This is a genomic window from Microbacterium gorillae (assembly GCF_050990725.1).
Lineage (GTDB): Bacteria > Actinomycetota > Actinomycetes > Actinomycetales > Microbacteriaceae > Microbacterium > Microbacterium gorillae_A.
The window spans coordinates 1,563,498-1,583,964 of the sequence record NZ_CP158844.1; the positions used below are offsets into that span (position 1 = coordinate 1,563,498).

Genomic DNA, 20,467 nt, shown 5'->3' on the forward strand with positions numbered 1-20,467 from the left:
TGGGCCAGAACGCCCAGCGTGAAGTGATCTGTGTCAGAGCCAGCGGTAGCCAGCGCCGCGGACGGTCTCGATGTGCTCTGTGCCGAACTTCGTGCGCAGATAGCGCACGTAGACATCGACCACGTTCGAACCGGGGTCGAAGTCCAGACCCCACACGCGGCTGAGCAGCTGCTCGCGGCTGAGCACGAGCCCGGGGTTGCGCAGGAACTGCTCCGCAAGGGCGAACTCACGTGCGGACAGGTCGACTTCGCGACCGCCCACCGTGGCCCGACGAGCGAGCATGTCCAGCGAGACCTCACGATGGCTGATCACCATGGAGTTGGCGCTGGTTCCACCCTCGCGCAGCCGCACGCGCACCCGTGCCAGCAGCTCGTCGAACTTGAAGGGCTTGGGGATGTAGTCGTTGGCGCCGCTGTCGAGGCCCTCCACCATGTCGCGCGTGGATGTCCGCGCGGTGAGGAGGATCACCGGCATCGTCGAACCGCTGCCACGGAGATGCGCAAGCACATCGAAGCCGTCCATGGAGGGGAGCCCGACATCGAGCAGCATCAGGGCGAACTCCCCGCTCAGCGCCGTCTGGAGCGCCTCGTTGCCGTCTTCGACGACCGCCGTCATGTACCCGGCCGCTTCCAACCCCTTGCTGACGAAAGACGAGATCCTGGGCTCGTCCTCGGCGATCAGGATTCGAGTCATACGGTGTCCTCTCGGAGCGCCACTGTTCCGGCGCGAATCGGTTGGGGCAGGTTCGACCCCGGTCGCCCGAGGTGAGCCGGCACGCGGATCACGAACGTGGCACCGCCGCCGGGGGTGTCCGTAACGGTACAGGAGCCGCCGTGGGCGCGTGCGATCGCATCCACGATCGCGAGTCCCAGCCCGGTCCCGCCGACATCGCGTCGGCCGCTTCCGCGGTCGAAACGACGGAAGATGCGGTGGCGCATCGCCGGGGGGATTCCGACGCCATGATCACGTACCCAGAGGTGAACCTCGTCGGTGGTGAGTGTGCTGCCCAGCTCGATCGGGCTGCCCTGGGGCGTGTACTTCGCCGCGTTGTCGATGAGCGCGAGCCAGGCCTGCAGCAGGCGATCCGGATTGCCGCGCACGATGGTGTCCGCGCGATCCAGCACCCGCCAGGGGTGCCCCGGGATGGCGACGATCATCTCGCCGATGCGCGCCGTCAGTCGACTGACATCGACCATGCCCATCGTGTACTCGTCATCTTCGACGGTGGCGAGGAGGTCGATGTCCTCCACGAGACGCGTCATGCGATCGAGTTCGGAGATGCCGATTTCTCGAGCCGAGGCGACATCGGCGGGATCCGCGGGGTTCATCATCTCCAGGTGGCCCCGGACGATGGTGATGGGCGTCTTCAGCTCGTGGCGGACGTCGTCGAGCAGTCGTCGCTGGACGTCGACCGAGCCCTCGAGCCGGTCCAGCATCGCGTTGACGGAGCGACCGACGTTGGCGAGGTCATCGGTGCCGCCCTCCGGGACGCGCGCCGCAAGGTGGGAGAGCGAGATCTCCCCGGTGGTGCGCTGCAGGTGCTGCATCGGCGAGAGCAGCCAGCGCCCGAGCACCGCCCAGGTGATCAGACCCACGACGATGAGAATGACGAGAGCGACCGCGCAGAACACCAGCGCGGCCAGGTGCAGCGGGTCCAGTGTCTCGTCGAGGTTGATCGCGCGGATCGAGACACCCGTTGTGGCATCACCCTCGACCGAGACGGGAACGGACACCCACCGCACGGTCGTGCCGTTCAGCTCCGCGGTGCCGATCGCGGGGGAGTTCGTCCGGGTGGATGTGGCGGTTGCCGAGGCGACGAAATCCGTATCGGCGGCCATCGCAGCGCTCAGGGCGCCCGCGGAGCGCAGCGCCACCTCTCCATTGATGATGCCGATTGCCGCTTCACCGTGGCCCACGATGCGGCTCAGCTCTGCGCGCAGCAGCGATTCCAGGCTGGTGTATGAGTTTGGGTCGAGCGAACCCGTCACGACCTCGGCCGGACCGTTGTCGTCGGCGTCGGGAGCGTCGGTCGCGTTCCCGAGCAGTGCATCCGCGTGGGAGAGCAGGTGCTCATCGACACGGGACAGCGCCTGGTTGTACTGCATGGTGAACGCGACGCCGCCGGACGCGATCAGGGAGATCGCCGTGACCACGAGGATCACGGCGAGCATGCGGGCGCGGGTGGAGAGCATGGTGCGCCGTGGGCGCGAGGGGAGGCCCCCCGCGCCCACGGTGCGTTTCACACCCGCGGTCACGCTGCTCTCAGCCCGCGTGGGTCATCGACAGCAGATCGAGCTTTTCGTCCAGCTGCTCCTCGGTGAGCTCGCCGCGCGCGACGTAACCGAGGTCGATCACGGCCTCCCGGACGGTGATGCCCTGAGCGACGGCGTGCTTCGCGATCTTCGCGGCCGCTTCGTAGCCGATCAGCTTGTTCAGGGGCGTCACGATCGACGGCGACATGCCAGCGAAGGCGGCCGCGCGCTCGAGGTTGGCTTCGAGGCCGTCGATCGTCTTGTCCGCCAGCACGCGCATCGCGTTGGAGAGCAGGCGGATCGACTCGAGCAGCGCGGTGCCCATGACAGGGATGGCGACATTCAACTCGAAGGAACCGGACGCTCCGGCCCAGGCGACGGTGGCGTCGTTGCCGATGACGCGGGCGCACACCATCAGCGTGGCCTCGGGAACAACGGGGTTGACCTTGCCCGGCATGATCGATGATCCCGGCTGGAGGTCGGGGATGTGGAGCTCGCCCAGGCCGGTGTTGGGGCCGGAACCCATCCAGCGCAGGTCGTTGTTGATCTTGGTGAGCGAGACCGCGATGGTGCGGAGCGCGCCGGAGGTCTCCACCAGACCATCACGGTTGGCCTGTGCCTCGAAGTGGTCCTTCGCCTCGACGATCGGAAGGCCGGTCTCCTCGGCGAGCAGGGCGATGACCTGCTGCGGGAAGCCGAGCGGGGTGTTGATTCCGGTTCCGACCGCGGTGCCGCCGAGAGGGACCTCTGCGACGCGCACGAGAGCTGCCTGCACTCGCTCGACGCCGAGGCGGATCTGACGCGCGTAGCCGCCGAACTCCTGGCCCAGGGTCACAGGCGTCGCGTCCATGAGGTGCGTGCGGCCGGACTTCACGGCGTCCTTCCACAGGACGGCCTTCTTCTCCAGCGCGGTGGCCAGGTACTCCAGGGCGGGAACGAGGTCCTCGATGAGGGCCTGCGTCACAGCGACGTGAACGGAGGTCGGGAAGACGTCGTTCGACGACTGGGAGGCGTTCACATGGTCGTTGGGGTGCACCGGCGAGCCCAGCTTGCCCGACGCCAGCGTCGCAAGCACCTCGTTCATGTTCATGTTCGACGACGTGCCCGAACCGGTCTGGTACGTGTCGACGGGGAACTGTGCGTCATACTCACCGGTGATCACCTGGTCCGCAGCCCACGCGATGGCATCGGCGATGTCACCATCGAGCGTGCCGAGCCCCTTGTTCGCCAGGGCCGCCGCCTTCTTGATGCGTGCGAGAGCGGCGATCTGGCGCGACTCCAGGCCGGAGCCCGAGATCGGGAAGTTCTCCACAGCGCGCTGTGTCTGCGCGCTGTACAGCGCGTCCTTGGGCACGCGTACTTCGCCCATCGTGTCGTGCTCGATGCGGTATTCAGTCTCAGCCACGTTTCTCTCCTTGTGGGTTCGTGTGATCAGGCAGCCGCGTCCGTTGCGGTGCCCACGGTGAAGTGCGCGTCGACGGCTCCGTCGGCGAGGCGGTAGTTGGCGGCCACGATGGCCAGGCGGCCGGCGGCCACCGCGTCGGAGATGACCTCGGACGAGTGCAGCAACTCGGCCACCGTGGACTGCAGGTGCAGCTTGCCGACCAGCTCTGCCGAGACGTCGACCGACGTCGTCCCGGTGTCCGCCTCGATCTTGCGTGCCGAGGGCACGATCGGTGCGATCAGTCGCCAGACGGCGGGCGGGAGCACCGGTGCGTCGATGGCCGTGGAGTCGATCGCAGCGCGCACCGCACCGCAGGAGTCATGACCCAGCACGACGATGAGGGGAACGTTGAGCACCGCGACCGCGTACTCCAGCGAGCCGATCACCGAGGGCGAGGTGACCTGCCCGGCGTTGCGGACGACGAACAGATCGCCCAGGCCCTGGTCGAAGATGATCTCGGCGGCCAGGCGCGAGTCCGCACACCCGAACAGCGCCGCATGCGGGAACTGCGCGCCCATCGTCTCGTGGCGACGCTCGCTGTCCTGATGCGGGTGGCCCGGGGTGCCGGTCACGAACCGGTGGTTGCCCTCCAGCATCTGGGACCAGGCCTGCGTGGGGGTGAGCTGCTGAGTCACTGCGCGGTTTCCTTCTCGATGGTCGTGGCGAGCTGCGTCGCGAATTCGCGGATGAACTCATCCGTGGTCTTCCCATAGAGCAGCACATAGTCGTCTTCGACCTGCGTGCCCAGTGCCTGTGTGACGTTCCCCGCCTTCTCGACGTCAGGGATGGTGAACACGGTCCACTCGCGGCCGCCAAGCGTCTCCGTTCCCTCGGGAAGAGCTCCCGGAATGCGCAGCAGAGCGTACTTCTCGTCGGCGTTGTAGACGTCGTTCAGGCGAACGAAACCCGTGAGCTTGCTCTTCTCCGTGGGGACATAGGAGGCGTTGAAGAGCGAGTAGTTCGCGTAGGAGTCCATGATCGCGACGTTCGACCACCAGTTCTTCGGCGCATCGATCGCGTAGGTGGCTTGACCGCTGGCGCTGGTCTGCATCGCCGCCACCTTCACCGGGTCTGCCGGCTTGATCTCCGGCGCGCTGCCACGCGGCACCACCCACACGATCACCAGAACGATGAGCATCGTGACAATGAGGGCGGCGATGAGGTTGCGGAAAGTCTGCGACCCGCGGTAGGCGGCCGAGGATGCCGCCTTGCGATCCGCCGTTTCCTGAGGGGTCTCGGGGCGGCCGAGTTCGGCCACGATGCGGGCCATCAGACGGCCTCTCCGGCGGGACGAGCAGCGTCGAGGCGAGCCTTCGCGCCCAGCAGCCATTCCTCACAGCGCTGAGCGAGGCGTTCGCCACGCTCCCAGAGGGCGAGGGAGCGCTCCAGCGTCGGCGCGCCCTGCTCCAGCTGAGCGACGACCTGCGTCAGCTCATCACGAGCCTGTTCGAAGGAGAGCTCGGAGACGTCGACGGGCTCGGCAGTGGCGTCGGTCATGGTTCCATCCTAGTTCGGGCGGCGAGGCGTCATTCGGGCAGTGCACCGGTGGAGCGGGCACCGATGGTTCCGTCGGCGAGCAGGACGACGAGATCGGTGCCGTCCGGTGCTTCCGTCGGGGAGCGGACGATGCCATCGCCCGTGCGCTGGACGATGGCGTAGCCGCGCTCGAGGGTGTGCTGGGGGCTCAGCGCACGCAGAGTGGCGTGCAGCCGCGCCATGGCGGTGTGCTCTCGTTCGATGCGGAGCGACGTCGTGGCGGTCGCACGCGAACGCAGCTGCTCCACCTGGAGCTGGCGCTCCTGCAGCATGCGGTGGGGGTCACGCATCACGGGGCGCGAGCGCAGGTGCTCCAGGCTGGTGAGGTCGTGCTGGATCCGGCTGGCGACTCGGCCGATGATGCGCGCTCGCGCCTCGCGAACCTGGGCCAGCTGCTCCAGGACGTCGGGCACCACGCGCTTGGCGGCGTCGGTGGGGGTGGAGGCGCGGAGGTCGGCGACGTCGTCGAGCAGCGGGCGATCGTTCTCGTGCCCGATGGCACTCACCACCGGGGTGCCGGCCGCGGCGACGGCACGCACAAGCTTCTCGTCGGAGAACGTCAGCAGATCCTGAAAGTCGCCACCGCCACGGGCGAAGATGATGACGTCGACCGCGGGGTCCGCATCGAGCCGCTGGAGCGCCGTGAGTAGCTGCGGCACGGCCTGTTCTCCCTGCACGGCGGCATGTTCGACGCGGAACTCCACCTGCGGCCAGCGCAGCTGAGCGTTTCGCAGGACGTCCTTCTCTGCGTCTGTCCCCTTGCCGGTGATGAGCCCGATTCGCTGCGGCAGGAACGGCAGCGCCCTCTTGCGGGACGGGTCCAGGAGACCCTCGGAGCGCAGCTGTCGGCGCAGCACCTCCAGGCGCTCCAGCAGATCTCCCAGTCCGACGTGACGGATCGAGGAGACCACGAAGGACAGCTCGCCGCGCTGCACGCGGTACTCCGGCTTCGCGCAGACGACCACGCGATCTCCGGTCTTCAGGTCCTGGGGGATGCGTGCGCGAATGCTGGACCAGACGACGAGCCGGATGGCGGCATCGCCGGAGAGATCCCGCAGCGTCGCGAACGTGCCGACCGCGCGAACGTTCCACTCGGTGAGTTCACCCTCGATCCAGGGCGATCCGAGACGGGCGATGTAGTCGCGCATATCGCGGGCGAGGTCGCCCACCTGGGTGGGGGAGTCCGGGGTGGAATCACGGGGACGCACGGGGCCGGTGAACGCCGGTTTCGTGCTCGCGTCGGTCATCTGGTCCCTCTCGTGCCGGTCGTGTTTCTGCCCGTCGAGTCATCCGGGCCGCGGCAGCTTTCGTCGTGCCGGTGTCGTACTCGGGTGTTCGGCGCCATCACAGGCCGATCACCCTAGACTCGAAGGGTGAGTTCCCCTGCCGTCCACCTGCCCGTTCCCCGGATTCCCGGCCGTCGCGGACGTCTTCAGGATATCCCCGTCGACGGACACAAGCGGGTGCTGCTCGCGGCCCCACGCGGCTACTGTGCAGGAGTCGACCGCGCCGTCGTGGCTGTGGAGAAGGCGTTGGAGCGCTATGGCGCCCCGGTGTATGTCCGCAAGCAGATCGTGCACAACATCCACGTCGTGACCGAGCTGGAGAAGCAGGGGGCCATCTTCGTCGAGGAGGTCGACGAAGTTCCCGAGGGAGCGCACGTCGTCTTCAGCGCGCACGGCGTCTCCCCGGCAGTGGTGCAGGCCGCCGCGGATCGCGGTCTGCAGGCGATCGATGCCACCTGCCCGCTGGTGACCAAGGTCCATCGGGAAGCCGTCCGCTTTGCGCGTGATGACTTCGAGATCCTCCTGATCGGCCACACGGGGCACGAAGAGGTCGAGGGGACGGCTGGAGAAGCTCCCGACCACGTCACCATCGTCAACAGCCCCGACGAGGCGGAAACCGTCCAGGTGAAGGATCCCTCCCGCGTGGTGTGGCTGTCGCAGACCACGCTGTCCGTGGATGAGACCATGCTGACCGTCGAGAAGCTGCGCGAGCGCTTCCCCGAGATGCACAATCCGCCCTCGGACGACATCTGCTACGCCACGCAGAATCGTCAGGTGGCCATCAAGAAGGTGGCGAAGGACGCCGATCTGGTGATCGTCGTCGGCTCGGCCAACTCCTCCAACAGCGTCCGTCTGGTCGAGGTGGCGCTGGAGTACGGGGCGAAGGCCGCGTACCGCGTGGACTACGTGGACGAGGTGAAGCAGGAGTGGCTCGACGGTGTCCGCACCGTCGGTGTGACGAGCGGCGCATCGGTCCCGGAGGTGCTGGTTCAGGAGGTGCTCGCAGAGCTGGCCGGTGCCGGCTACGGCGACGTTGAGGAGATTCGCACCGCGGAGGAGGACCTGATGTTCTCGCTGCCGAAGGAGCTGCGTCAGGATGCGTCCGGACGTCAGGACGAGCGGGCACGAGGAGGGCGAACACGAGCATGACCGAGTCGGAATCCCGTCCCCGCCCGCAGTACGGCGAATACGCGACCCCCGAGGAGCAGCGCGCGCACATCCGTGAGCCGTTGCCGACGACGGCCCACCCCGATCCTGCCGAGTTCTCGTGGCCCGACGCGCCTCCGACCGCCGCCCCCGCGGTTCCCGAGCCGACACCGAACGTCGCGCCCACGGACCGACTCATCACCATCGTGATGCTGGCGCTGGGCGCCATGCACGTGCTGATGAGCTCGTTCGCGCTGGCGTCGTACTCCGCCACCATGACCGAGGCGCTCATGATGTTGGGCCTCACCCGTGAGCAGGCCGACGTGCCGCGCAGCGATGTGCCCGGCTATGTCATGGCGGCCGTGCTGATCGCGGGCTTCGCTGCCACGGTGTGGCTTGCGCTTCGCCGCCTGCGCGTGCAGAAGCGGAGCTGGTGGGTTCCGCTCGCCGGCTGGGCGGTGACGTGGGTCATCGTGGTGATCGTGCAGACGGCGACCCTCATGGGCGACCCGGCGTTTCAGACCTACCTCGACCTGGCGATGAAGGGGCTCGAGACTCCGGCTCCGTAAGCTGACGCTTCCAACACGACGATGGCGCGCCCCCGGTGGGGACGCGCCATCGTCGTGTCGTGGCTGGTTCAGCCCTGCGACTTGCCGAAGGAACCGAGCTGCTTGGTGGCCTCGATCACGCGAGCGGCCATGGCCGTCTCGGCGACCTTGCCCCAGGCGCGCGGGTCGTAGAGCTTCTTGTTGCCGACCTCGCCGTCGACCTTCAGGACGCCGTCGTAGTTCTTGAACATGTAATCGGCGATCGCCCGCGTGAAGGCGTACTGCGTGTCGGTGTCGATGTTCATCTTCACGACGCCGTTGGCCACGGCCGTCGCGATCTCCTCGTCCGTGGATCCGGAGCCGCCGTGGAAGACCAGGTCGAGGGGCTTCTCGCCGGTGCCGAACTTCTCGGCGATACCGGCCTGGATCTCGCCGAGGAGCTCGGGGCGCAGCTTCACGTTGCCCGGCTTGTACACGCCGTGCACGTTGCCGAAGGTGAGCGCAGCGATCCAGCGGCCCTGCTCGCCGAGGCCGAGGGCTTCGACGGCCTGGCTGACGTCGCCGACGGTGGTGTACAGCGCCTCGTTGGAACCCTCGTGCTGGACGCCGTCCTCCTCACCGCCGACGACACCGATCTCGACCTCGAGGATGGCGTTGATCGCCTTCATGCGCGGCAGCAGCTCACGGGCGATCTCGATGTTCTCCGCCAGCGGCACGGCCGAGCCGTCCCACATGTGCGACTGGAAGATCGGCTGACCGCCAGCCTTGACCTGCTCCTCGCTGGCCTCGAGAAGCGGGAGCAGGAAAGAGGGGAGCGCATCCTTCGGGCAGTGGTCGGTGTGCACCGCGACGTTGATCGGGTAGTTCTTGGCGACCTCGGTGACGTAGCGCGCCATGGCGAGTGCGCCGGTGGCGCGCGCCTTGACGGTGTGTCCGGCGAAGTAGTCCGCACCACCGGTGGTGACCTGCAGGATGCCGTCGGAACCGGCCTCCGTCAGGCCCTGGAGCACCGAGTTGATGGTCTGCGAGCTCGACACGTTGAACGCCGGGTAAGCGAAGGCGCCGGCCTTCGCGCGGGCGAGCAAGTCGACGTACTGATCCGGGGTGACGACGGGCATAGGTGCTCCTTTGATGAAGATCACGAGGTCGATGCCACTCTACCGAAACGCGAGGGATGCCCGCTTTCACCCCCGTCTCGGGCGAAAGCGTGACCGTCCTGATGGAAATCGTAAATAGTCCGATTCCTTCGTTACGAGGCGCGCAGAATTCCATAAATCCTGACGCGGTGAGTGCCATGCTGGCCCCATGGTGAGCCTGACTGACGATATGAGCCCTCTGCACCCCGACCGCAATCTGGCGCTGGAGCTGGTGCGAGCAACGGAAGCGGCGTCGATTCGCGCTGTTCCCTTCATCGGCCGGGGGCAGAAGGAACGCGCCGACGGTGCTGCCGTCGACGCGATGCGCGCCTTCCTGCGCACGGTGAACTTCGATGGGCGCATCGTCATCGGTGAGGGCGAGAAGGACCACGCCCCCATGCTCTTCAACGGTGAGGCGGTGGGCTCGGGCCGGGGTCCGCAGTGCGACGTGGCGGTGGATCCGATCGATGGCACCTCCTTGACGGCGGCGGGGCGTAACAACGCGCTGTCTGTCATCGCCGTCGCAGATCGTGGCACCATGCTCGACGCGTCCAGCGTCTTCTACATGGACAAGCTGGTCACGGGGCCCGCCGGCGTCGGCGTCGTCGACATTCGGCTTCCGATCGGCGAGAACATCCGCCTGCTCGCGAAGGCGCTCGGCAAGCCCGTCGATGAAATCGTGGTGTCGGTGCTGCACCGCCCGCGTCACGAGCAGTTGATCGAGGAGATCCGTGAGGCCGGTGCCGGTACTCGCCTGATGAGCGACGGTGACGTGGCCGGTGGGATCAACGCCGCACGCCACAATGCGCGCACCGACATGTGTGTGGGCATCGGCGGCAGCCCCGAGGGCATCGTGACAGCGTGCGCGATCAAGGCGCTCGGTGGCCACATCCAAGGGCGACTGTGGCCGCAGACCGACGATGAGAAGCAGCGCGGACTGGACGCCGGCCTCAAGTTCGACTACGTCTACGAGGCGGATGAACTGGTCACGAGCAACAACACGATCTTCGTCGCCACAGGTGTCACCGACGGTCAGCTGGTGTCCGGCGTGCGCCGCGAGGGCGGCTACATCTACACCGAGTCGGTCGTGCTGCGCAGCGCTTCGGGAACGCTTCGTCGCATCACCTCGGAGCACCTCGCGTCGAAGTGGCTGTGAGCCGCCTGTTCGCATATCGGTCACGTTGACCATTTCGTGACCGCGCCTCCCCAGCATCTCGTGACTGTCGGTGCGAGAATGGAACGTGGTGTGGGGGCGTCCGTCCTCACCGACACGAGATCGAGGCGGATGACATGACCACCGACACGACGAGTCCCCGGACCGGCGCACACGCTGTGATCGCCAACGCATCCGACCCCGCGCGTCGTGCAGACGTGTTCTTCCGCGTTCGCCGCGAGCCCGGTCAGGCGATGAGCTCGTGGATTCCCGTCGGAGCTTTCGTCGTGGTCAGCCTCGTCGTCGTCGGCCTCATGCGTTTCATTCCTGGGGGCGCGTAACCTCCAAACGTGCGCGTAGCGCACCGATATCGGCGCTCGTGATCTGATCGGTCACGGGCGCCGTTGACGTATGTGCGGGGGACGCAGCCCCAGTGATGGGTGCGGATGCGACGTCAGGCATGGCGGTGTGGTGGTCGGCGCCGACGGATGCGGTTGCGGGGGTGTCGGACGTCCGAGCCGTGACGAACTCCAGATTCGACGCTGATGCCGACGGGATCTGTCCGTCGGTGAGGAACTCGGCCGCCAGGATGCGCCGAGGAGAAGTCTGAATCTCGGCCGGCTCGGACAGGGCAGAGACCTTCGCCGGGTCGATGCCCGGGAAGCGGCGGGCGGTGACCAGCACCCGGCTCTCGAGCGATCCGGCGAAGCGGTTGTAGGCACCGACGGCACGCTCCAGCGCGGCGCGCAGGTCATCGGTGTGCTGTGCGAGGGTGCCGAGCCGATCGTAGAGCTGGGTGCCGAGCGTCAGCAGTTCCTGCGCCTGCTCGGAGACATCCTGTTGGGTCCACGTGTACGCCACGGTCTTCAGCACCGACCAGAGGCTGACGGGTGAGGCGAGCGCCACGCGCTGCGCGAACGCGTGATCGAGCAGCGCCGGGTCCGCGTCGAGCGCTGCCGACAGCATCGCCTCACTGGGGAGGAAACACACGACGAGTTCGGGGCTGGCGGACAAACCCTCCCAGTAGGCCCTCTTCGCCAGCGCGTCCACATGGGAGCGGACCGCCTTCGCGTGCTGGATCATCGCCGCGGCCTGGTCCGAGTCGTCCAGAGCAGTGGCACGCAGAAAGGCGTCGAGCGGGGCTTTCGCATCGACAGCCAGCGCCTTGTCGCCGGGAAGACGTACCAGCATGTCGGGGCGTCCGGTTCGGCCATCATCCGTCGTGATGCTCACCTGCAGGTCGAAGTCGACATGCCGCGTGAGCCCCGCCGCCTCGACGATACGTCGCAGCTGCGATTCGCCCCACGTACCGCGCGCGGTGGTGGATCGCAGTGCACCGGTGAGCGACTCGGTGGCGTGCCGGAGAGACTCGTCCGTCTCCTGCGCGCGCCGCAGCTGCTCGGCCAGGGCACCGAACTGGGCGTGCCGGTCGCGTTCGAGCGCCGTCACGCTGCGGTGCATGAGCTGGAGCGTCTCCTGCACGGGGGAGAGCGCGGAGAGCACGGCGGCATCCTGTCGCTCGCGTTCTCGCTGGGCGGCCATCTCCTCTCGGAGTCGTTCCTGCGCCTCGGCGGCGAGCTGCTCTTCGCGACTCAGCTGCTCGCGCAGCGCCGCGACCGTCGACTCGGTGGCGGCGAGTCGCGCCAGCAGCGCCGCGTCTCCGGTGCCGCTTCCACCGCGCACTCGCCACCCGATGACGAGGCCCAGCAGCAGGCTGACCACGCAGATCAGTGCGATCCAGATTGCGTCCATGACCCCAGTGTGCCGAGGGGGTCGGACATTGGCTGGGACGCGGACGGAAGACACCGGGCCGCAGAGTCGAGGACGCCCGTACGCGAGGGGCCATGCTCAGTGCTTCTGTGCCTCGCGAGCCGTGGTCAGCGAACGCCTCAGACGAGGACGCTGAGCGCTGCTTCGTCCGGGATGCGGGAGATCCGCACGCCGGTCGCGCCGCTGAGGGCATCGATATCCGCGGACCCGGTGCGCCGCGCGGCGTCGATCACGATGTGCGCGCACGCGAGGGCGTCAGCCGAAGCATCATGGTGCTGGAACTCCAGGAAGCCCGCTGCCGCGGCCGCGTAAGGCAGGCTGTGCGACGGCAGCACGTAGACGCTGCGCGAAAGCTGCACACTGCACATGTATCGGTACGGGGCCAGCTCGTCGCCTGTCGCCGCACACGCGCGTCGCATCACGCTCATGTCGAAACCGGCGTTGTGGGCGACCAGCACATCATCGCCCAGGAAATCCCGGAGCCGAGCGAGCTGTTCCGACCATCCCGGAGCCGAAACCACATCCGCGGGAGTGATGCCGTGAATCTCGACGTTGCGCGGGTGGAATTCGTCGTGGCCGGGCGGTGGACGCATGAGCCAGCCATCGGTGGCGACCACCACGCCATCGCGTACACGAGCGAGACCGACCGCGCACGCGGAGGCTGTGGACGAGTTCGCGGTCTCGAAGTCGATCGCGGTGAAGTCCACAGGCACCCCTCCACCATCTCTCTGATCCGCCGCGTCGTGGTCAGGCGCGCCGGGGTGTTGGCGCCTCCACGGCGCGCCCTAGAGTCGGATGATGGTGAGTCACGACGACAAGTCCCGCTCCTTCGGTGTCGCTGCCGATCTCTATCAGGCCGGGAGACCCGAGTACCCGGTCGAGGCGGTCGCCTGGATGCTGGAGTCTGTCGGCGCGAACGCGCGTGTCGTCGACGTCGGAGCGGGCACCGGAAAGCTGACCCGTGCGGTGCTGGCGGCGGGAGCTGCGAGCGTGACGGCCGTCGACCCCGATCCGCTCATGCTCGCCGGCCTCCATTCGGTACTGCCCGCTGTCCCGGTGCTCGAAGGCACGGCGGAGAGCCTTCCGCTGGCGGACGACAGCGCGGACGCCGTCGTGCTCGGCCAGGCCTGGCACTGGGTGGACCCGGAAGCAGGATCCCGCGAGATCGGTCGCGTGCTGCGCGACGGGGGAGTGCTGGGGCTGATTTGGAACATTCGCGATGCCAGCATCGGATGGGTCGCGCGGATGAGCGAGATCATGCACAACTCGAATGCCGAGGAGATGATCTCATCCGGAGGGCCGCGCGTGGCCGCACCGTTCAGCACCCTCGAGTCCCGATCGTGGGAGTGGTCGCGGGGGATGACACGCAGCGAGCTGCTGGCGATGGCACGCTCGCGCAGCTATCTGATCACGGCAGGCCCCGAGGAGCGGGCGCGAGTCGAAGCCGGCTTGGAGGAGCTCTTCGACGAGATCGGCGCCGTCGGAGACGCTGCCGTCGAGCTGCCCTACATCACGACGGCGTTCCGCGCCGTGTTGTGACGTCTCGGGTGTGGTGATCCGCGCTTCGTCGGGGTTCACGCGCTGTCCGGAATCACGACATCGGAGGAGACGATCGGCGCGGCGTGGACATCTCTTCATAACACCCGACACTCGGGTGGGTGAGGGGGGAACGGTCATGGTCGTCATCATCGTGGGAATCGTCATCGCCGGTCTGGCCGGTCTCGCGCTCGCGTTCGTGTTGGATCGACGCATTGAGGACCAGGACTACGCGGATACCTCGCACGGATAAGTCCCGCGAGTGTTCGGCACCGGTGTGTCCGGCACGCGGCTCGGTTCTGGATCCCTGCGCCTCGGCAAGCGACCAGCCTGGAGTCGGTGGCCGACCCTAGACTGATCGGCATGAGAAATCGGCGGCGCAGGGTGCTCGCGCCGTGGTGGCGTGCCGTCGCTTCCCCACGCCGCGTATGACGGTGCGGCTGGAAGTGCTGGGCCCGGTGCGCCTGGACGGAGCGGAAGTCGCCGGTGTGCCGATGCGCCTGCTGCTGGTCTCCCTCGCGCTCGCCGGAGTGGGCGTGACGCGGAGCGTCTCGGCGCTTGCGGAAGATGTCTGGGGAGAGTCGCAACCACAGAATCCGCGCGCGGCCCTGCAGACGCTGATCTCGCGAGTGCGGGCGCTCGGGGGTGCCGATCTCGTGTCGCGTGAGGCGGCCGGATACACGTTGAGGGCCACGACCGACCTGGATGCCGTGCGTCGATGCCTGACACACCGCCACCAGACTGCCGAAGACGCCGTCGCAAATCTGCAGGCATCCGTCTCCTCCTGGCGTCCGGGCCTCGCCGAGGACCTGGGAAGCAGTTCGCTCGCGGGCAGCCTCGCCGCCGCCGCTGCCAGCCTTCGTGGCGACGTGCTTCGCGCGCTTGCGTCGGCGCAGGCCGCAGCCGGCTGTCCCGCTGACGCAGCGCTCACACTGACCGAGCTCGCCGACCACAGCCCGTTCGACGAGTCTGTGCACATCGCTCTCATGCAGGCGCTCGCGGACGATCAGCGCGTCGCCGAAGCGCTGGCCGTGTTCGCCCGGTTCCGAGAAGGGCTTCGGGACGCCTTGGGCACGGCACCGGGCTCCGCGATCACCGAGCTCAACGCCCGCCTGTTGCGCTCGGAGGATCACGGACCGCGGGTGCGCATCGGAATCCGCGCCACTGCGAACGAGCTGATCGGCCGGGACGCCGAGTTGACTCGAGCCCGCGTGCTCCTGCGATCGTCGCGGTTGGTGACCATCCTCGGTGCGGGAGGACTGGGAAAGACGCGGTTTGCGCAGGCACTCGCCGCCGAGTCGACCGCTCCCGTCGTGATCGTGGTTCCGCTCGCGGGTGTGCGCACCGACGACGGCGTTCCGCTGGCGGTTGCAGCGGCACTGGGAATCAGCGAGACGGCGGCGCATCGCCGCCTCGCTGATCCGCTTCCGCGTCCCGACCTCGGTCAGCGCATCATCGGCGCCCTCGGTGACCGAACGACGCTGCTCGTGCTCGACAACTGCGAGCAGGTGATCGATGGCGCCGCACGGTGGGCCGCCGACCTGCTTGCCGCGGTGCCTGAGCTCCGGATCCTGGCTACCAGCCGGTCGCCGCTGGCGATCGCTGGAGAGAGCGTCCTCGCTCTCGAACCGCTGCAGATCGACGCAGCAGAGGAGGCACCCGCCGTACGCCTCTTCCTCCAGCGCGCTCGCGCCGCGCGTCCGGATGCTCACCTACCCCTGGCGACGATCGCGCGACTGTGCACGCGCCTGGATGGTCTTCCGCTGGCGATCGAGCTGGCAGCCGCCCGGGTGCGCACGATGTCGCTCACCCAGATCGAAGAACGTCTGGAGGATCGGTTTGCCCTGCTGACGACGGGTGATCGGTCGGCACCGGAGCGTCATCGGACGCTCCAAGCCGTAATCGAGTGGAGTTGGGAGTTGCTTCCGGTCGATGCGCGCGAGGCTCTGGCGAGTCTGTCGGTGCTCCCCGGCGGGTTCTCGGCAGCGGCCGCGGCAGCGATTCTCGGGCTGCCTTACGCCGACGACGTGCTGGATGCGCTGGCATCCCAGTCGCTGCTCACCGTCAGCGAAGACATGGATTCGGGCGCCTTGCGCTTCCGGATGCTGGAGACGGTTCGGGAGTTCGGTCTTGATCGGCTGGAAGAAGCGGGGCGTGCGGATGAGGCGTGGGAGGCGGTCATCGCCTGGGCGGTCGCATTCGTGACCGAGCACGGCGCTCCCGCACGCGTGTTCCCCTCGGGGCTTACAGCACGCGGACACCGGGCCATCACGGAGGAGCACGACAACCTCGTCCACGTGCTTCGTCACCTCCTCGACGCGCAGCGCGACGACCACGCTGCTGCACTGTTCGGGGTGCTCGCCCAGTCCTGGTTCATCCGCGGCGCCTTCACGGAGCTCCTCGGATATGCACCCGCGATGTCCGTTGCCGCGGACAGAGCCGACCCCGAGCAGGACCAGTCGTTCATTGCGCTCTCGTTGGCGGCCCTGGGATGCATGATCGCCGGTGATCCTGAAGCCACGCGCGCACTGGCGCTCCTGCGCATCCGTCAGCGACGCCTCGGGGACAATCTGCCGCCCGCTTGGCGCCTCGTCGGTCGTGCGCTTCTCGCATCCGGGCGCGGGGCCGGTCTCGGACACCCCGGACCGGTTGGCGCAGATGACCCGCCGACAGTCCAGCTCGTCGCCGACCTACTGCGCTCGCACGCGGCGGAGAACGATGGTGAGCCCGACGAGGCGATGGCCGCGGCGCGCAGCGGATGGGAGCGCGCCCGAACCCTCGGAGAGCGATGGGCCGAGGGAATGGCCGCGGATCTTGCCGCGCAGCTCGCGGCCCAGTCCGGACAGCCGCAGGAAGCGGGAATCTGGCTGGAACGCGCGGCTGCGGTGTTCCGGGAGTATGACGCTCAGGACCAGCTCAACCACCAGGAGTGGGTTCGTGGCGGAGTGCTGTTGTGCCTGGGCCGCGCTGAGGACGCTCGACGGCTCTTCCAGCGCCTCATCGATGAGGGCGGACTCAGTCAGGACGGGTTGGAGTTGACGTCGATCGGCGCTTATGGACTCGCGGAGGCGGACCTGCTGGACGGAGACCGCGCCTCTGCTGCGGCCTCGTTCGATCGCGCGCTGGCCTCGTTCGCTGAACCCGAGACCCGCCGATCACCATGGTTCCTGATGGCGCTTTCCGGATACCTGAGCGCTGCCGTCCGCTCGCTCGAGCTGCCGCGCGACGATCTCGCCACGTGGGTGCGACGCCTGCGCACGCGGACCATCGCCACGTGTCGGCACCGTCGCGACGGCGTTGATCGCCCCGTCCTCGGGACGGCGCTGCTCGGTTGGTCCGCGTGGGCGGTGCGTGATCCCGCGCTGCGTGCGCGCGGTGTCGAGGCCATCGCGCTGGCGGAGGTGCTGGGCGGCCGACAGAACATGCCGACCCTGAGTCTGCCCGCTCATCTGGCCGATGCGGAGATCTTCGCCGGCCGGGAGGCGGTGGCGAGCGCTCGAGACCAAGCGCGGCGTCTCAGCCCGGAGGAGAGAGTCCAGCGCGGTCTGGCCGTTCTCGGGTACACACGCTGACGCGCAGGAGGGCACCGAACTCAGGTGCCCTCCCGCGATCTCATGCCTTTCGCATGTACGCGCGAACGGTCAGCGGAGCGAAGATCGCGACGATGACGGCGGCCCCCAGCAGCGAGATCCAGGCGTCGCTTCCGAACGCGCCGGCGTTGGTGAGATCCCGCACGGCTGTCACGAGGTGCGACACCGGGTTGATGTTGACGAACCACTGCAGCCAGCTCGGCATTGTGTCGACCGGGACGAACGCGTTCGAGAGGAACGTCAGCGGGAACAGGATGATCATCGAGATGCCCTGCACGCTCGAGGCCGTGCGGGCGATCACTCCGAAGAACGCGAAGATCCAGCTCATCGCCCAGGAGCACACGATCACCAGAACGCCGGCCGCGATCACGGCGAGCAAGCCGCCGGCGGGTCGGAAGCCCATGATGTAGCCCATGGTGAACGTGAGCGTCGTGGCGATCGCGTAGCGGATCGTGTCGGCCAGCAGCGCGCCGGATAGCGGTGCGATGCGGGCGATCGGCAGGGAGCGGAAGCGATCGAACACGCCCTTGTCCATGTCCTCGCGCAGCTGCACGCCGGTCACCACGGAGGTCGTGATGACGGTCTGCACCAGGATGCCGGGGATGATGACCGGCAGATACGACGCGACGTCACCGGAGATCGCACCGCCGAAGATGTACGTGAACATCAGCGTGAACAGGATGGGCTGCAGCGTGACATCCATCAGCTGCTCGGGCGTGCGTCGGATCTTGATGAGTCCGCGGCCGGCCATGGTCAGCGTGTTGCTGAGCGCGAGACCGAGACCTGCCCGACTCTTCAGTGACCGCTCGGCTGCCGGAACGATGGGAGTGGAGGCGACGAGAGTGCTCATACGGAAACCTCTTCACGTGAGGCGGAGGAGTCGGTGTCCTCCGCGGAATGGCCGGTGATGGTGAGGAAGACCTCGTCGAGGGTCGGCTTCTGAACGCTCATCTCCGCGAGGTGGATGCCCGCCTCGCGCAGCGTGATGAGCAGGTCGGCGATGCGGTCGGCATCGGCCATCGGGGCCGTGATGCGTGAGGCTTCGGGGGAGAGGGTGCCGCGGACGCCAAGCGCCTGTTCGACGATGCGGAGCGCGTCCCGGATGTCTGCACTGTCGCGGACCCGGAGTTGCAGCGACGAGGTGCCGACCGAGGCCTTCAGCTCGTCCGCGGTGCCCTCGGCGACGACACGACCGCGATCGATCACGGCGATGCGGTCGGCGAGCTGGTCGGCCTCATCCAGATACTGCGTTGTGAGAAGCACGGTGGAACCCGTGCGAACGAGCTCCCGAATGGTGTCCCACATCTGGCCGCGCGTGCGCGGGTCGAGTCCCGTCGTGGGCTCGTCCAGGAAGATGAGCGGTGGTTGGGCGATGAGCGAGGCGGCGAGATCGAGTCGGCGGCGCATGCCTCCCGAGAAGTCCTTCAGCGGGCGCCGCGCGGCCTCGGTCAGGCCGAAGCGGTCAAGCAGGTCCGCCGCCTTGGTGCGTGCCTCGGCGCGGCTGAGGCCCAGTAGACGGGAGAAGATCATCAGGTTCTCGTTCGCGGAGAGGGCTTCGTCCACGGAGGCGAACTGCCCCGTGACTCCGATCAGCTGGCGGACGATGTGCGGCTCGCGCACGACGTCGTGGCCGAAGATGCGGCCGGTGCCGCCGTCGGGTCGCAGCAGGGTGGCGAGCATGTTGATGGTTGTGGTCTTGCCGGCGCCGTTGGGGCCGAGCACGCCGTAGACGGTGCCGGTGCGGACCTGCAGGTCGACGCCGTCGACCGCTCGGTTCGTGCCGAACACCTTCACGAGGCCGTCGGCCTCCAGGGCCCAGTCGGTGGTGGAATTCGTCATGCCCTGATCGTGCCGGGACGGACTTTCCCGGCACTGTCGTCGCGCTTTCTGGTTCTTTCACGCGCGGACACGGGCGGAACGTCGGCCCCGTAGACTGGTCTCTCGTGGCCCTGACTATCGGAATCGTGGGACTGCCCAATGTCGGCAAGTCCACCCTCTTCAACGCGCTGACCCGCAACAACGTGCTCGCGGCGAACTACCCCTTCGCGACCATCGAGCCCAACGTCGGCGTGGTGAACCTGCCCGACCCGCGCCTGGACAAGCTCGCCGAGATCTTCGGCTCCGAGCGCATCCTGCCGGCGACGGTGTCGTTCGTCGACATCGCGGGCATCGTGCGCGGTGCCAGCGAGGGTGAGGGGCTCGGCAACCAGTTCCTCGCGAACATCCGCGAGGCTGACGCTATCGCCCAGGTCGTGCGCGGCTTCGAGGACGGCGACGTGGTTCACGTCGACGGCGAGGTCAACCCCCGTAACGACATGGAGACGATCAACGCCGAGCTGATGCTCGCGGACCTCCAGACCATTGAGAAGGCCCTCCCTCGCTACGAGAAGGAGGTCAAGCAGAAGAAGATCGACGGCGCCGTGCTGGAAGCGGCGAACGCCGCGAAGGATGCGCTGGAGCGTGGGCAGCTGCTCTCGACCTCGGGACTCGACCTCACGCCGATCCGCGAACTCGGCCTCCTGACCGCCAAGCCGTACATCTACGTGTTCAACGTGGACGAGGCGATCCTCACCAGTGACGAGAAGAAAGCGGAGCTGTCCGCGCTCGTCGCCCCCGCGCAGGCCGTCTTCCTGGACGCGAAGATCGAGTCCGAGCTGATCGACCTTGACCCCGCCGACGCGCAGGAGCTGCTCGAGGCGACCGGTCAGACCGAGTCGGGCCTGGACCAGCTGGCCCGTATCGGCTTCGCCACCCTCGGCCTGCAGACCTACCTCACCGCCGGCCCCAAGGAGTCGCGCGCGTGGACCATCCCGCAGGGCGCCAAGGCCCCGCAGGCCGCCGGCGTGATCCACACCGACTTCGAAAAGGGCTTCATCAAGGCGGAGGTCATCTCGTTCGAGGACCTCGTCGCGACGGGGTCTGTCGTGGAGGCCCGCGCGAAGGGCAAGGCGCGGCTCGAGGGCAAGGACTACGTCATGCAGGACGGCGACGTGGTGGAGTTCCGGCACGGAGGAACGGCTGGAGCCGGGAAGAAATAAGTGATCAGGGATGCGTCGCCGGTTCTCGCTCG

19 protein-coding genes are annotated in these 20,467 nt (G+C 67.8%); 7 read left to right on the plus strand and 12 right to left on the minus strand.

Features of this window, described 5'->3' with window-relative positions:
* Positions 1–33 precede the first annotated feature (33 nt).
* The 7 genes from ABTV68_RS06865 to xseA all read right to left on the minus strand — a co-directional run bounded on the left by ABTV68_RS06865 (position 34) and on the right by xseA (position 6,479).
* The gene (locus ABTV68_RS06865; RefSeq protein ID WP_433676862.1) at positions 34–693 is read right to left on the minus strand and encodes a response regulator transcription factor; all 660 of its coding nucleotides are present in this window, start codon (positions 691–693) and stop codon (positions 34–36) included.
* Positions 690–2,192 carry an ATP-binding protein gene (locus ABTV68_RS06870; RefSeq protein WP_433676863.1) on the minus strand — a complete coding sequence of 501 codons (1,503 nt, stop codon included), beginning with the start codon at positions 2,190–2,192 and terminating at the stop codon, positions 690–692. The genes ABTV68_RS06865 and ABTV68_RS06870 overlap by 4 nt, the downstream gene beginning before the upstream one ends.
* Positions 2,193–2,262: 70 nt before the next feature.
* Positions 2,263–3,657 (minus strand): class II fumarate hydratase, encoded by a 1,395-nt coding sequence (locus ABTV68_RS06875; RefSeq protein WP_433676864.1) that lies wholly within the window; start codon positions 3,655–3,657, stop codon positions 2,263–2,265.
* A gap of 26 nt (positions 3,658–3,683) precedes the next feature.
* The gene (locus ABTV68_RS06880; protein WP_433676865.1) at positions 3,684–4,331 is read right to left on the minus strand and encodes a carbonic anhydrase; all 648 of its coding nucleotides are present in this window, start codon (positions 4,329–4,331) and stop codon (positions 3,684–3,686) included.
* Entirely contained in the window at positions 4,328–4,966 is a 639-nt protein-coding gene (locus tag ABTV68_RS06885; RefSeq protein WP_433676866.1) for a DUF4245 family protein, read from the minus strand. The genes ABTV68_RS06880 and ABTV68_RS06885 overlap by 4 nt, the downstream gene beginning before the upstream one ends.
* Complete coding sequence (locus tag ABTV68_RS06890) at positions 4,966–5,193, minus strand: exodeoxyribonuclease VII small subunit (RefSeq protein WP_404921533.1); 228 nt, start codon at positions 5,191–5,193, stop codon at positions 4,966–4,968. Before ABTV68_RS06890 ends, ABTV68_RS06885 begins: the two co-directional genes overlap by 1 nt.
* 29 nt (positions 5,194–5,222) lie before the next feature.
* Positions 5,223–6,479, minus strand: a complete 1,257-nt coding sequence (xseA, locus tag ABTV68_RS06895; RefSeq protein ID WP_433676867.1) for an exodeoxyribonuclease VII large subunit — start codon at positions 6,477–6,479, stop codon at positions 5,223–5,225.
* 126 nt (positions 6,480–6,605) lie between these two features.
* Between xseA and ABTV68_RS06900 the strand changes: the two genes are divergently transcribed.
* The gene (locus ABTV68_RS06900; RefSeq protein WP_433676868.1) at positions 6,606–7,667 is read left to right on the plus strand and encodes a 4-hydroxy-3-methylbut-2-enyl diphosphate reductase; all 1,062 of its coding nucleotides are present in this window, start codon (positions 6,606–6,608) and stop codon (positions 7,665–7,667) included.
* Positions 7,664–8,233 (plus strand): DUF6264 family protein, encoded by a 570-nt coding sequence (locus ABTV68_RS06905; RefSeq protein ID WP_433676869.1) that lies wholly within the window; start codon positions 7,664–7,666, stop codon positions 8,231–8,233. The genes ABTV68_RS06900 and ABTV68_RS06905 overlap by 4 nt, the downstream gene beginning before the upstream one ends.
* A 68-nt stretch (positions 8,234–8,301) precedes the next feature.
* On the opposite strand, the gene fbaA is transcribed toward ABTV68_RS06905, so the two are convergent.
* The gene (gene fbaA, locus ABTV68_RS06910; protein ID WP_433676870.1) at positions 8,302–9,330 is read right to left on the minus strand and encodes a class II fructose-bisphosphate aldolase; all 1,029 of its coding nucleotides are present in this window, start codon (positions 9,328–9,330) and stop codon (positions 8,302–8,304) included.
* A 187-nt stretch (positions 9,331–9,517) separates the two neighbouring features.
* On the opposite strand from fbaA, the gene glpX reads away from it, so the two are divergent.
* Together glpX and ABTV68_RS06920 are read left to right on the plus strand one after the other, a co-directional pair.
* Positions 9,518–10,504: a class II fructose-bisphosphatase gene (gene glpX, locus ABTV68_RS06915; protein ID WP_433676871.1), complete on the plus strand. Its 987-nt coding sequence runs from the start codon at positions 9,518–9,520 to the stop codon at positions 10,502–10,504.
* A gap of 134 nt (positions 10,505–10,638) precedes the next feature.
* Positions 10,639–10,842 carry a UDP-N-acetylmuramyl pentapeptide phosphotransferase gene (locus ABTV68_RS06920; RefSeq protein ID WP_433676872.1) on the plus strand — a complete coding sequence of 68 codons (204 nt, stop codon included), beginning with the start codon at positions 10,639–10,641 and terminating at the stop codon, positions 10,840–10,842.
* Here the strand turns inward: ABTV68_RS06920 and rmuC are convergent.
* The gene (gene rmuC, locus ABTV68_RS06925) at positions 10,823–12,253 is read right to left on the minus strand and encodes a DNA recombination protein RmuC (RefSeq protein WP_433676874.1); all 1,431 of its coding nucleotides are present in this window, start codon (positions 12,251–12,253) and stop codon (positions 10,823–10,825) included. The genes ABTV68_RS06920 and rmuC overlap by 20 nt on opposite strands.
* 137 nt (positions 12,254–12,390) lie before the next feature.
* Entirely contained in the window at positions 12,391–12,984 is a 594-nt protein-coding gene (locus tag ABTV68_RS06930; RefSeq protein WP_433676875.1) for a 3'-5' exonuclease, read from the minus strand.
* Positions 12,985–13,069: 85 nt separating this feature from the next.
* Between ABTV68_RS06930 and ABTV68_RS06935 the strand changes: the two genes are divergently transcribed.
* Entirely contained in the window at positions 13,070–13,810 is a 741-nt protein-coding gene (locus ABTV68_RS06935) for a class I SAM-dependent methyltransferase (protein ID WP_433676877.1), read from the plus strand.
* Between the two features lie 425 nt (positions 13,811–14,235).
* Entirely contained in the window at positions 14,236–17,379 is a 3,144-nt protein-coding gene (locus tag ABTV68_RS06940; protein ID WP_433676878.1) for an ATP-binding protein, read from the plus strand.
* A 40-nt stretch (positions 17,380–17,419) separates the two neighbouring features.
* On the opposite strand, the gene ABTV68_RS06945 is transcribed toward ABTV68_RS06940, so the two are convergent.
* Together ABTV68_RS06945 and ABTV68_RS06950 are read right to left on the minus strand one after the other, a co-directional pair.
* Positions 17,420–18,247, minus strand: coding sequence for an ABC transporter permease (locus ABTV68_RS06945; RefSeq protein WP_433676880.1), 828 nt, complete (start codon positions 18,245–18,247; stop codon positions 17,420–17,422).
* Positions 18,244–19,236, minus strand: coding sequence for an ATP-binding cassette domain-containing protein (locus tag ABTV68_RS06950; RefSeq protein WP_433676882.1), 993 nt, complete (start codon positions 19,234–19,236; stop codon positions 18,244–18,246). Before ABTV68_RS06950 ends, ABTV68_RS06945 begins: the two co-directional genes overlap by 4 nt.
* Positions 19,237–19,340: 104 nt before the next feature.
* Between ABTV68_RS06950 and ychF the strand changes: the two genes are divergently transcribed.
* Positions 19,341–20,435 (plus strand): redox-regulated ATPase YchF, encoded by a 1,095-nt coding sequence (ychF, locus tag ABTV68_RS06955; RefSeq protein WP_433676884.1) that lies wholly within the window; start codon positions 19,341–19,343, stop codon positions 20,433–20,435.
* The last annotated feature ends 32 nt before the right edge of the window (positions 20,436–20,467 follow it).

Bases quoted from the DNA above. Each gene is read 5' to 3' on its own strand.
- ABTV68_RS06945 (WP_433676880.1), bottom strand. From the start codon at position 18,247: ATGAGCACTCTCGTCGCCTCCACTCCCATCGTTCCGGCAGCCGAGCGG.
- rmuC (WP_433676874.1), bottom strand. From the start codon at position 12,253: ATGGACGCAATCTGGATCGCACTGATCTGCGTGGTCAGCCTGCTGCTG.
- ABTV68_RS06905 (WP_433676869.1), top strand. From the start codon at position 7,664: ATGACCGAGTCGGAATCCCGTCCCCGCCCGCAGTACGGCGAATACGCG.
- glpX (WP_433676871.1), top strand. From the start codon at position 9,518: ATGGTGAGCCTGACTGACGATATGAGCCCTCTGCACCCCGACCGCAAT.
- ABTV68_RS06890 (WP_404921533.1), bottom strand. From the start codon at position 5,193: ATGACCGACGCCACTGCCGAGCCCGTCGACGTCTCCGAGCTCTCCTTC.
- ABTV68_RS06920 (WP_433676872.1), top strand. From the start codon at position 10,639: ATGACCACCGACACGACGAGTCCCCGGACCGGCGCACACGCTGTGATC.
- ABTV68_RS06935 (WP_433676877.1), top strand. From the start codon at position 13,070: ATGGTGAGTCACGACGACAAGTCCCGCTCCTTCGGTGTCGCTGCCGAT.
- xseA (WP_433676867.1), bottom strand. From the start codon at position 6,479: ATGACCGACGCGAGCACGAAACCGGCGTTCACCGGCCCCGTGCGTCCC.
- ABTV68_RS06870 (WP_433676863.1), bottom strand. From the start codon at position 2,192: ATGCTCTCCACCCGCGCCCGCATGCTCGCCGTGATCCTCGTGGTCACG.
- ABTV68_RS06950 (WP_433676882.1), bottom strand. From the start codon at position 19,236: ATGACGAATTCCACCACCGACTGGGCCCTGGAGGCCGACGGCCTCGTG.
- ABTV68_RS06885 (WP_433676866.1), bottom strand. From the start codon at position 4,966: ATGGCCCGCATCGTGGCCGAACTCGGCCGCCCCGAGACCCCTCAGGAA.
- fbaA (WP_433676870.1), bottom strand. From the start codon at position 9,330: ATGCCCGTCGTCACCCCGGATCAGTACGTCGACTTGCTCGCCCGCGCG.
- ABTV68_RS06940 (WP_433676878.1), top strand. From the start codon at position 14,236: ATGACGGTGCGGCTGGAAGTGCTGGGCCCGGTGCGCCTGGACGGAGCG.
- ABTV68_RS06865 (WP_433676862.1), bottom strand. From the start codon at position 693: ATGACTCGAATCCTGATCGCCGAGGACGAGCCCAGGATCTCGTCTTTC.